At 69.5% G+C, this 9928-nt stretch carries 10 protein-coding genes and 1 pseudogene; 5 read left to right on the forward strand and 6 right to left on the reverse strand.

Annotated elements, in window-relative coordinates:
* Positions 1-3: 3 nt before the first annotated feature.
* Together CSW58_RS05425 and CSW58_RS05430 are read right to left on the reverse strand one after the other, a co-directional pair.
* Positions 4-393 (reverse strand): M15 family metallopeptidase, encoded by a 390-nt coding sequence (locus tag CSW58_RS05425; RefSeq protein WP_143755093.1) that lies wholly within the window; start codon positions 391-393, stop codon positions 4-6.
* A 155-nt stretch (positions 394-548) separates the two neighbouring features.
* Positions 549-1154 (reverse strand): hypothetical protein, encoded by a 606-nt coding sequence (locus CSW58_RS05430; RefSeq protein WP_099446606.1) that lies wholly within the window; start codon positions 1152-1154, stop codon positions 549-551.
* A 50-nt stretch (positions 1155-1204) separates the two neighbouring features.
* Between CSW58_RS05430 and CSW58_RS05435 the strand changes: the two genes are divergently transcribed.
* Together CSW58_RS05435 and CSW58_RS05440 are read left to right on the forward strand one after the other, a co-directional pair.
* The gene (locus CSW58_RS05435; RefSeq protein ID WP_099446607.1) at positions 1205-2404 is read left to right on the forward strand and encodes a L,D-transpeptidase; all 1200 of its coding nucleotides are present in this window, start codon (positions 1205-1207) and stop codon (positions 2402-2404) included.
* A pseudogene (locus CSW58_RS05440) lies at positions 2401-3851 on the forward strand (carotenoid oxygenase family protein). The gene CSW58_RS05435 and the pseudogene CSW58_RS05440 overlap by 4 nt, the downstream one beginning before the upstream one ends.
* A 112-nt stretch (positions 3852-3963) precedes the next feature.
* Here the strand turns inward: CSW58_RS05440 and CSW58_RS05450 are convergent.
* The 3 genes from CSW58_RS05450 to dgcA form a co-directional block, all read right to left on the reverse strand.
* On the reverse strand, positions 3964-4755 hold the full coding sequence (locus CSW58_RS05450) for a DUF1295 domain-containing protein (RefSeq protein WP_099446608.1): 792 nt from the start codon (positions 4753-4755) through the stop codon (positions 3964-3966).
* A gap of 172 nt (positions 4756-4927) precedes the next feature.
* Positions 4928-6148, reverse strand: coding sequence for an acetyl-CoA acetyltransferase (locus tag CSW58_RS05455; RefSeq protein WP_099446609.1), 1221 nt, complete (start codon positions 6146-6148; stop codon positions 4928-4930).
* Positions 6149-6240: 92 nt separating this feature from the next.
* Positions 6241-7254, reverse strand: a complete 1014-nt coding sequence (gene dgcA / locus CSW58_RS05460) for an N-acetyl-D-Glu racemase DgcA (RefSeq protein WP_099446610.1) — start codon at positions 7252-7254, stop codon at positions 6241-6243.
* Between the two features lie 381 nt (positions 7255-7635).
* Between dgcA and CSW58_RS05470 the strand changes: the two genes are divergently transcribed.
* Entirely contained in the window at positions 7636-7947 is a 312-nt protein-coding gene (locus tag CSW58_RS05470; protein WP_099446611.1) for a polyhydroxyalkanoic acid system family protein, read from the forward strand.
* A 279-nt stretch (positions 7948-8226) separates the two neighbouring features.
* Here the strand turns inward: CSW58_RS05470 and CSW58_RS14935 are convergent, their stop codons facing one another.
* A complete protein-coding gene (locus CSW58_RS14935; RefSeq protein WP_236627658.1) occupies positions 8227-8520 on the reverse strand; it encodes a low affinity iron permease family protein in 294 nt (97 codons plus the stop codon).
* Between the two features lie 73 nt (positions 8521-8593).
* On the opposite strand from CSW58_RS14935, the gene CSW58_RS05480 reads away from it, so the two are divergent.
* On the forward strand, positions 8594-9601 hold the full coding sequence (locus CSW58_RS05480; RefSeq protein WP_236627659.1) for a cation:proton antiporter: 1008 nt from the start codon (positions 8594-8596) through the stop codon (positions 9599-9601).
* A gap of 35 nt (positions 9602-9636) precedes the next feature.
* The gene (locus CSW58_RS15650; RefSeq protein ID WP_255406551.1) at positions 9637-9765 is read left to right on the forward strand and encodes a hypothetical protein; all 129 of its coding nucleotides are present in this window, start codon (positions 9637-9639) and stop codon (positions 9763-9765) included.
* The last annotated feature ends 163 nt before the right edge of the window (positions 9766-9928 follow it).

Consider the following 9928-nt stretch of genomic DNA (forward strand, 5'->3'; position numbering starts at 1 on the left):
GGCTCATGCGGTCTCGGCGAGTTTCAGGCACGGTGCAGTGTGGAGGGCGAATTCGGGGTTTTTCAGGGCCAAAGCGCCGGGCGCGGCGCCGGGGCCGGCGCCGGGGCCGGGGCCTCGACCGGGCGATCCGGCCTGGGGCAGGCTGCTGATCGGCACGCCGGGCAAGGGGCCTCGCCCGTCCATTCCCAGTGCCAGGGGCTCGAACGGATAGTTGACGAAGCCGAAGCGGCGGGCGTTGACCACCATCCAGGCGAAGGCCGGCGAGCGGCTCTGATACAGGCGGTTTTCGTCGGCGCTGTCGATCGGACCATGGCCCGGCGCCGAGGGCAGGAAGAGGTCCACCGCCAGGCCGGTGCGATGGCCGAACAGATCGACCGGACCAGGCCCTGACAATTGTTGTCGCGGGCGCAGCGGGCGGCGTCGGCGTCCGGTCGCGAAAGCCGGAGATCACGCTCAGCACGCCAGGCGCTGACGCCGTGATCACCCCATCGCGACGGGCCGCCTCGCGCAGGCGGCGATAGGCGTCCAGCGCCCCCGCCGCAGCTGGATCAGCTTGCCGCCATAGGACTCGGCCGGCGACAGGGCCGACAGGTCGGCCAGGGCCGGGGCGTTAGGACAGATGCCCGGGCATTGACCCGCACGAAGGGCCTGGCCAGGTTCCAGCCGTTGAGCATGGTCGTGAAGGTCACCTGGTCCACCTCGCCGGTCGGGGGCAGCCGATGCCGCAGCTGCCAGCGCGCCAGGCCGCCGGCGAAGCCGCGACTCTCATAGGGACAGGCCACGCCGATCTCGGCGGCGATGCTGGGGGCGTAGGTCTCCCAGCCGCGCTCCTCGCGACCGAACGGGGTCCAGACCAGGCTGCGCAGCGTCGCGCCATTGGCCGAGGCGGCGCCGGGCGGGGCCAGGCCGTCGCAACTGACCGGCCCGCCGGCCAGGGTGCGCGAGGGCGGATCATTGGACGGCAGGTGCTGGGCGATCGGCGGCGCGGCCTCGTAAACGGCATCTGACGACGCCGGCCCTGACGATTCCGTGGTCGGCCACATCACCCACAGAACGAAGGCGCCGATGGCCAGCAGGACCACGCCCAGGAATCCCAGCAGCCGATAACGTCGCTTCAAGGCGATCTCCTTCGCGAAGACCTGGAACTTCGCCATGGCTGAAGCCTTGAAGGGGGCAAGTTGTTCCTGTGGCCGGAGTGTCCAGCATGATCCTATCCCCGCGCGCCCTGTTCGTCCTGTCCGCAAGCGTCCTGGCCCTGGCCGCCTGTTCCAAGCCCGCGCCGGCGTCGCGCGACGTCAAGTCGGCCGTCGTCCAGGCTCCCCCGGCCACGGCCGCGACGGCCCCGACCCTGGCCGTCGCCTCGACCGCGCCCCAGGCCCAGGCGATCAATGTCGCCACCTGGCCGGCCGAGGGGGCGGACGCGGCGACCCGGCAGCGCGCCCTGGTCCGCGTCCAGGTGCTGCTGGACCGGGCCCATCGCTCGCCGGGCGTCATCGACGGGCGCGACGGGACAAACCTCACCCTGGCCATCGAGAGCTTCCAGGCGATCCGGGGCCTCACCGTCGACGGACAGCTCAACCCCGCCACCTTCGAGGCCCTGGTCGCCGCCGACGGCGGCCCGGTCCTGACCGACTACCAGATCACCGGCGAGGACGTGGCCGGCCCCTTCACCCCCGACCTGTCCGGTGACGACTACGAGGCCCTCGCCAAGTTGCCCGCCCTGGGCTTCGCCACGCCCCTGGAGGCCCTGGCCGAGAGGTTCCACATGGACGAGGCCTTGCTGCAGGCGCTCAACCCCGGCGTCGACTTCACCAAGGCCGGGACGATGATCGTCGTCGCGGCCACCGGCCCGAAGACCCTGGACGCCAAGGTCGCCCGGATCGAGGTCGACAAGACCAAGGGCCAGGTCCGGGCTTTCGACGACCAGGACGCCCTGCTGGCGGTCTATCCGGCCACGGTCGGCAGCACCGAGCGCCCCGCCCCGGTCGGAACCTGGGCCGTCAACACCGTGGCCCCGCGCCCGACCTATACCTATGACCCTTCCCGCCTGACCTTCGGCGAGGTCAAGGGCAAGCTGACCCTGGCGGCGGGCCCCAACAATCCGGTCGGCTCGACCTGGATCGACCTGACCAAGGACACCTACGGCATCCACGGCACGCCCGATCCCAAACTGATCAACAAGCGCGCCTCGCACGGCTGCGTGCGGCTGACCAACTGGGACGCGGCGCAACTGGGCGCGGCGGTCCAGAAGGGGGCCAAGGTGGTGTTCCTCGGGCGGCCTCGACCTGAGGGCCGTCAGCGGTCGCGGAAGGTCGCGCGGGTCGATTGCACAACGAGACCCTCTCGGCTAGGTTTCGCATCAAAGCGGCCCCGCGCCGCGCGCCGCCGACGAGTCCCGCCATGAAGATCGAACGCCTGCCCCCCGTTGTCACCTCCCTGGGCCACACCAACCACCCCTACATGACCGGCGCCTGGACGCCGCTGCATGAGGAGGTCAACGCCTGGGACCTCGAGGTGCTGGAAGGCGCGATTCCCACCGACCTGGACGGGGTCTATCTGCGCAACACCGAAAACCCGGTGCACGCGCCGCTGGGCCGCTATCACCCGTTCGACGGCGACGGCATGGTCACCAGATCGCGTTCAAGGACGGTCAGGCCACCTATCGCAACCGCTTCATCCGCACCCGCGGCTTCGAGGCCGAGCAGGAGGCGGGGGAAAGCCTGTGGGGCGGTCTGGCCGACGGGCCGGGAACCTCCAAGCGTCCGGGCTTCGGCGCCCATGGCGGCCTGAAGGACACCGGCAGCACCGACATCGTCGTGCATAACGGCGAGGCCATCGCCACCTTCTACCAGTGCGGCGAGGCCTATCGGCTGGATCCCCTGACCCTGGAAAACCTCGGCGTCGCCGCCTGGGCCCCGCTGGACGGCGTCTCGGCCCACCCCAAGGTCGACGAGGAAACCGGCGAGCTGCTGTTCTTCAACTATTCCAAGTACGCGCCCTACATGCATTACGGCGTGGTCGACGCGACGGGCAAGCGCACGACCTATCAGGCCATCGACCTGCCGGGCCCGCGCCTGCCGCACGACATGGCCTTCACCCAGAACTACTCGATCCTCAACGACCTGCCGGTGTTCTGGGACGCGGCCCTGCTGGAGCGCGACATCCACGCCGTGCGCCTGCACAAGGGCGTGCCCTCGCGGTTCGGCATCCTGCCGCGCCATGGCGGGCCGGTGCAGTGGTTCGAGGCCGCCCCGACCTATGTCCTGCATTGGCTCAACGCCTATGAGTACGGCGACGAAGTGGTTCTGGACGGCTACTTCCAGGAAAACCCGACCCCGCGCCCGCTGGAAGCCGCCCCCGATGGCCACGGCCACCTGATGGCCTATCTGGACGAGCACAGCTTCCGGCCGAAGCTGCACCGCTGGCGCTTCAACCTGAAGACCGGCGAGACCACCGAGGGCCATCTGGACGACCGCATTCTCGAGTTCGGGATGTTCAACCAGCACTATGCCGGCAAGCCCTATCGCTACGCCTATTCGACCACCGCCAAGCCCGGCTGGTTCCTGTTCAACGGCTTCGTCAAGCACGACCTGGAAACCGGCGAGAGCTGGTCGATCCAGCTGCCCGAGGGCCGCTACGCCAGCGAGGCGCCGTTCGCGCCGCGCGTGGGCGCGACGTCAGAGGACGACGGCTATCTGGTCAGCTTCATCATCGACGAGAATACGGGCACGTCGGAATGCGTGCTGGTCGACGCCAAGCGCTTCGAGGTCGTCTGCCGCATCGCCCTGCCGCACAAGCTGAGCAGCGGCACGCATAGCGTCTGGGCGGGACGCGAGATGCTGCGGGGTTAAAGCCCACCGGAGCCCCCTCCGGCCCTCTGGGCCACCTCCCCCAAGGGGGAAGGATTTACGCGGATCAGATGCTCCCCCTCTGGGGGAGCTGTCGCGGAGCGACTGAGGGGGTTCAGCCCTTCTTCGGAAACCACGGCACGAAGCTCGAGGTGCGCTGCACATAGGCCTCGTAGTCCGGACGCTTGCGGCGCATGCGGCCCTCGACGGTCGGCACCCCGCTCCACTTGGTCAGCAGGAAGGTCATCAGGACCGGAGCCGGCAGGGTCCAGAGGCCCTGCGGGGTCTGGGCGGCGATCAGCCAGAGGCCCCACCAGACGCAGGCGTCGCCGAAATAGTTGGGGTGGCGGGTAAAGCGCCACAGGCCCTTGTCCATCACCTTGCCGGCGTTGTCGGGCTTGGCCTTGAACGCCGTCAGCTGGGCGTCGCCGATGGTTTCGAACAGGATGCCGATCACCGCGATCGCCGCGCCGACATAGGCCAGGGCGCCCAGCGGCGCGGCTGAGCCATGGCCCAGCTGCACCGGCAGGGCGATGATGAACTGCAGCAGGAACTGCAAGGCGAAGACCAGCAGGAACGAGGCCTTGGCGAAGCTCCAGCCGCGTTCGCTCTGGGCGTGGGCCATCATGGTCACGTAGCGGCGATCAGGGCCATTCTTGCGCCAGCGCCACAGCAGGTAGCCGCCCAGCCGCAGGGCCCAGACGGCGCACAGGATCAGCAACAGGTTGCCGTGCGGTGTCGGCCCCATCTGCAGCCACGAGGTCAGGGCGATCAGGCCCATGCCCAGACCCCACCAACTGTCGATGAAGCTGACATCCTTCAGCTTCAGGCCGATCAGCCACAGGCCGACAAAGGCGGCTGCGGAGACGGCGGCGTTGATCAGGAGGAGTTGGATGAGCGGGTGCATGGGCGTCCGAGTGTTGAGGTCAAACAGATACGGTCGGTGTGGCGAAATAGATCCTCCCCTCCGAAGAGGGAGGAGACCGAAGGTCGGAGGGGGAAGACGCAGAGCGCCTGTCCAGACTTCCCCCTCTGTCGCCTTCGGCGACACCTCCCCCGTCAGGGGGAGGATCTGGGGGCTAAAGCCCCACGACGAAACTCACGGTCGTGGTGGTCGACCCGCCGATGTTCAGGGTCTGCACCGTCTTGGCGCCGTCGACCTGATAGTCGCCGGCCGTGCCGGTGACCTGCTTGAAGGCGTCCAGGGTCATGCGGACGCCTGTGGCGCCGACCGGATGGCCGGCCCCGATCAGGCCGCCGGACGGGTTGATCGGCAGGCGGCCGCCCATGGCGATCGAGCCGTCCTCGATCGCCTTCCAGCTCTCGCCCGGCGCGGTCAGGCCCAGATGGTCGATGGCCATGTATTGGGTGGCGGTGAAGCAGTCATGGGTCTCGACGGCGTGCACCTGGGACAGGTCGGTGATCCCGGCGCGGGTCCGGGCGTCCTCGATGGCGCGGCGCACCTGCGGGAAGACGTAAGGCTGGTCGCGGCTGTTCTCGATCTTGCGGGCATAGCTGATCGGAGCCGAGCGATGGCCCCAGCCCTGAAGGCGCGGCAGGCTGTCCAGCGCGATCCCGCGCTTGTCGGCATAAGCTTTGGCGCGTTCGGCCGAGGCCAGGAACACCACCGCCGCGCCATCGGTGACCTGGCCGCAGTCCTGCTTGCGGGTGCGGCCCTCGACCACCGGATTGGTCTCGTCGTTTTCGGTGAAGGCCTCGGGACCGAAGCGCCAGTCGCGGGTCTGGGCGTTAGGATTGCGCCGGCCATTGGCGAAGTTGAGCTCGGCGATGGCCATCAGATGCTCGTACTTCAGGCCATAGCGGCGGTCATATTCGTCGGCCAGGTCGGAAAAGGCGCGCGGCCACAGGAAGCGGGCGTCCTGGAATTCGTGGCCGGCCCAGGCGGCGCTGCCTAGGTTCTCGGCCGCCTTCTGGCCGGGCACATTGCGCATCTGCTCGATGCCGACGACGCAGGCCAGGTCGTAGCGGCCGGCCTCGATCTCGGCGCTGGCGGCCAGGATGGCGACGCTGCCCGAGGCGCAGGCGGCCTCGTGGCGGGCGGTGGGCAGGCCGTCGAGGGCGGGATGAACCTCGCCGAAGAAGCCGCCCAGCAGCCCCTGGCCGACAAACAGCTCGCCGGCGAAATTGCCGACATGGCCGGTCTGCAGATCGGTCGCGTCCAGGTCGACGGCGGCCAGGCCCTCGCCGACCACCTGGCCGAAGGCGTCGGCCATTTCGAGACCCTGACGGGCCCAGTTGGCCGAGAAGTCGCTTTGCCAGCCGCCGAGAATATAGACCATGACCGTCCCCCACGCCCGGCCGGCTGCGGTCCGGCTCTGTCAGTCCTATTATACTAGTGACTTGGCGGGGCGCAATGGAGGGGCGCGGAACCCTAGAGCCAGAGGCCCTGAGCGCTGATCCCGTCGCCCCAGAATCCCGGGGCCGGGGCCGTGAGGCGTCCACTGGCCACGCGGCAGCCGCCCGGATGGTCGCGGGCGATCCACCAGGGGCCGTCGAGGTCGGCGAAGTCGCAGGCCCCGGCCAGATGCAGGGCCGGCGCGATGGCCAGGGACGAGGCGACCATGCAGCCGGTCATCAGGGTGAAGCCCAGCGCCTTGGCCTGGGTCAGCAGAGCGATGGCCTCGGTCAGGCCGCCCGACTTGTCGAGCTTGAGGTTCACGGCGCGATAGCGGCCGCGCAGGGCCGCCAGGTCGGCGGCCACATGCACCGACTCATCGGCGCAGATCGGATAGGGCGGATCATAGCCGTCCAGGGCCGCGTCGGCGTCGGCCGGCAGGGGCTGTTCGATCAAGGCGATGTTGAGGTCCGACAACAGCGGCTGCAGCCCCTTGAGGGTTGCGAAGTCCCAGCCCTCGTTGGGATCGACGATCAGGCGGGCCAGGGGCGCGGCCCCGGCCACGGCGCGCAGTCGGGCGGCGGGATCGTCGGCCGACAGCTTGACCTTGATCAGCGGCGCGTCGGCGACGGCGCGGGCGGCGGCGGCCATGGCCTCGGGGGCGTCCAGGCTGACGGTCACGGCGGTGATTAGCGAGGGCGGAACGATCAGGCCGGTCAGGGCCGCGACGCTGGTCGCCTCGCGTTTGGCCCGCAGGTCCCACAGGGCGCAGTCCAGGGCGTTGCGGGCCGCGCCGGCGGTCAGCAGCGCCAGGGCCGCGCCGTCCAAGGCGCCGTCCTCCAGCGCCCGCGCCGCCGGGGCCAGCTGGGCGATGACGCTGTCGGAGGTCTCGCCATAGCGGGCATAGGGCACGGACTCGCCCCGTCCGACATGGTCGCCGTCGGAGACGGTGACCACCACCACATCGGCGGCGGTCTTGACCCCGCGTGAGATCCGGAACGGGGCGGTGAGAGGATAGCTGACGGGGGCGATCGTGACGGCGCGCTTCATGTCCCCTGGCTTGTCACCGTTTCGGGCGTTTGGCGAGGGGCGCGCGCGCCGGGGTCAGCGGGCGAACCGCCGGATCGGCGAGTCGGCCCGCCGCGTGCGGAACACCTGGATGGCCAGGCGGGGCCGCACCACGAACAGCCCGGCCAGGACCAGCAGCACAAGGCCATAATGCGCCGCCCCGACCAGCCCGCCGGGACGTCCCGGCCGGACGGCGCGGGGGTGAAGACGGTCGGCGACAGGGCGAAATCAGTCATGGCTTCCTCCGGGAACCTCCAGACCCTGAAGGCTCCCTGCGCCACAAACGGACGTATGGCGCCGGCCGGGCGAATCCCTATCTGTCGCTCACGCGTTAGACCTGTTCACCCAAAGCGAGTTGTCCGGATGTCCAAGCCCATCACCGTCACCATTCCGCACCAACTGGGCGTCGCCGAGGCCCGGCGGCGCATCGAGGAGGGCTTCGAGAAGCTGGGCGCCCAGGTCCCCGGCGGCATGGGCGATGTGCAAAAGCACTGGACCGGCGACACCATGACCTTCTCGGCCCTGGTCATGGGCCAGACCATCAGCGGCTCCCTGGCCATCCTGGCCACGGCCGTCAATCTGGAGCTGGTGCTGCCTGGCCTGCTCGGCATGATCGCCGGCAAGATCAAGGGCCAGATGCAGAAGCAGGGAACCCTGCTGCTCGAAAAGAAGTAGCGCCCGGCCCCTCAGCTCTTGGGCTTCGCCTTGGGCTTGGGCTTGGCCTTGGTCGCCGCGGTCTTGGCGGGCTTGCCGGGCGCCGGCTTTGAGCCCGCCTTGGCGCGGGCCGCTTGGCCGCGGGCTCGGCCGCCGTCTTCGGGGCTTGCACGGCCTTCGCCCTGGAGGCGGCGCGGCCCCGGCGCGCGGCGCGTTCGGCGACGACCCTCTGCAGCGCGTCGGTCGCCGTCTTGGCGGTTTCGATGCAGCGCTCGTGGAACACATGCAGTTCCTGGTCGCTCAGCCGTTCGATGCCGACGAAGTCGTTCTCGGCCGCGAGGTCAGGATCAGTTCGTCGAGCTTGGTCTGCACCGCCTCGCCGTCGCGGTTCTGGGTGTTCTGGATCAGGAACACCATCAGGAAGGTGACGATCGTGGTGCCGGTGTTGATCACCAGCTGCCAGGTCTGGGAGAACTTGAAGATCGGGCCGGTGACCGCCCAGGCCAGCACCACCAGCACGCAGACAATGAAGGCTCCGGGACTGCCGGTGATGCGCGCCGTGGCCGTCGCGAATTTCGCGAAAAGCTTGTCCATGTTCACCCTCGTGATCATGGCTATAATGCCGAACGGGCCGTGTCGTTTCGCCGCCGTCGCGCGTTAAGAGCCAATGTTCAATCCCTATACGACCTTTCTGCTCGGCCTGGGCGTGGTTGTGCTGCTGGTCGCCTGGCTGCCCCTGGCTCTGCGCCGCCTGCCCCTGTCCCTGGCCATCCTCTGCGTAGCCATCGGCGTGGTGGTGTTTCACAGCGGCGCCCTGCCCTTCCGGCCCAATCCCCTGCGCTTTTCGACCCTGACCGAGCACCTGACCGAACTGGTGGTCATTGTCTCGCTGATGGGGGCCGGGCTGAAGATCGACCGGCGGCTGGGTTGGCGACGCTGGGAGTCGTCGTGGCGGCTGATCGCCATCACCATGCCCCTATCCATCGCCGGGGTGACCCTGATGGGCGTCTATGGCCTCGGCCTGGGACTGGCCTCGGCCCTGCTGCTGGGCGCGGTCCTGGCCCCGACCGATCCGGTCCTGGCCTCCGACGTCCAGGTCGGGCCGCCCCGGTCCGGCGAGGACGGCGAGACCCGCTTCGCCCTGACCTCCGAGGCCGGCCTCAATGACGGCTTCGCCTTTCCCTTCGTGCACCTGGCCATCCTTCTGACGGCGGCCGGCGGCATGGCCAACTGGGACCTGCTGGGCCCCTGGCTGCTCATGGACGTCGGCTGGCGGATCCTGGCCGGGATCGGGGTCGGCTGGCTGGTCGGCAAGGCCCTCGGCTGGGCGACCTTCAAGGCCCCGCGCGCCCGGCTGTCGGGAACCGGCGACGGCCTGGTCGCCCTGGGCGCCACCCTGGTGGCCTATGGCCTGACCGAAGCGGCCCACGGCTACGGCTTCCTGGCGGTGTTCGTCTCGGCCCTGACCCTGCGGGCCTCGGAGCGCGACCACGCCTTCCACGAGGCCATGCACGACTTCGCCGAGCAGGTAGAGCGGCTGCTGATGCTGCTGGTCCTGGTCCTGCTGGGCGGGGCCGTGGCCTCCGGCCTGCTGGCCCCCCTGACCTGGAAGGACGCCGCCTTCGGCCTGGCCCTGCTTCTCGTCGTCCGCCCCTGGCCGGCTGGATCGGCCTGATCGGCGCGCCGCATTCACGCCGCGAGCGGGCCCTGGTGGCCTTCCTCGGCATTCGCGGCATCGGTTCGTTCTACTATCTGGCCTACGCCCTCAACCATGGCCGGTTCGAGACCTGGACCGCCTGTGGGCGATCACCGGCTTTGTGGTGCTGGGCTCGATCCTGATCCATGGCGTGACCTCGACGCCGCTGATGAAGCGCATCGACGACTGGCGGTTCGCGGCCCCGGACCGGCGGCGTCCGCCGGAATAGCGCTACATCCGGCGGTCGTCGAAGTCGTGCCGGCCGGGGCTGAGGATCTGGCCCTGCTCGGCCTTGTGGTAGAACTG

This window comes from Caulobacter sp. B11 (assembly GCF_002737765.1).
Classification (GTDB): domain Bacteria; phylum Pseudomonadota; class Alphaproteobacteria; order Caulobacterales; family Caulobacteraceae; genus Caulobacter.

Excerpts from the sequence above, each read along its gene's own strand:
- CSW58_RS05430 (WP_099446606.1), bottom strand. The coding sequence starts at position 1,154 with ATGGCGAAGTTCCAGGTCTTCGCGAAGGAGATCGCCTTGAAGCGACGT.
- CSW58_RS05435 (WP_099446607.1), top strand. The coding sequence starts at position 1,205 with ATGATCCTATCCCCGCGCGCCCTGTTCGTCCTGTCCGCAAGCGTCCTG.
- CSW58_RS05450 (WP_099446608.1), bottom strand. The coding sequence starts at position 4,755 with ATGCACCCGCTCATCCAACTCCTCCTGATCAACGCCGCCGTCTCCGCA.
- CSW58_RS05455 (WP_099446609.1), bottom strand. The coding sequence starts at position 6,148 with ATGGTCTATATTCTCGGCGGCTGGCAAAGCGACTTCTCGGCCAACTGG.
- dgcA (WP_099446610.1), bottom strand. The coding sequence starts at position 7,254 with ATGAAGCGCGCCGTCACGATCGCCCCCGTCAGCTATCCTCTCACCGCC.
- CSW58_RS05470 (WP_099446611.1), top strand. The coding sequence starts at position 7,636 with ATGTCCAAGCCCATCACCGTCACCATTCCGCACCAACTGGGCGTCGCC.
- CSW58_RS14935 (WP_236627658.1), bottom strand. The coding sequence starts at position 8,520 with ATGGACAAGCTTTTCGCGAAATTCGCGACGGCCACGGCGCGCATCACC.
- CSW58_RS05480 (WP_236627659.1), top strand. The coding sequence starts at position 8,594 with ATGTTCAATCCCTATACGACCTTTCTGCTCGGCCTGGGCGTGGTTGTG.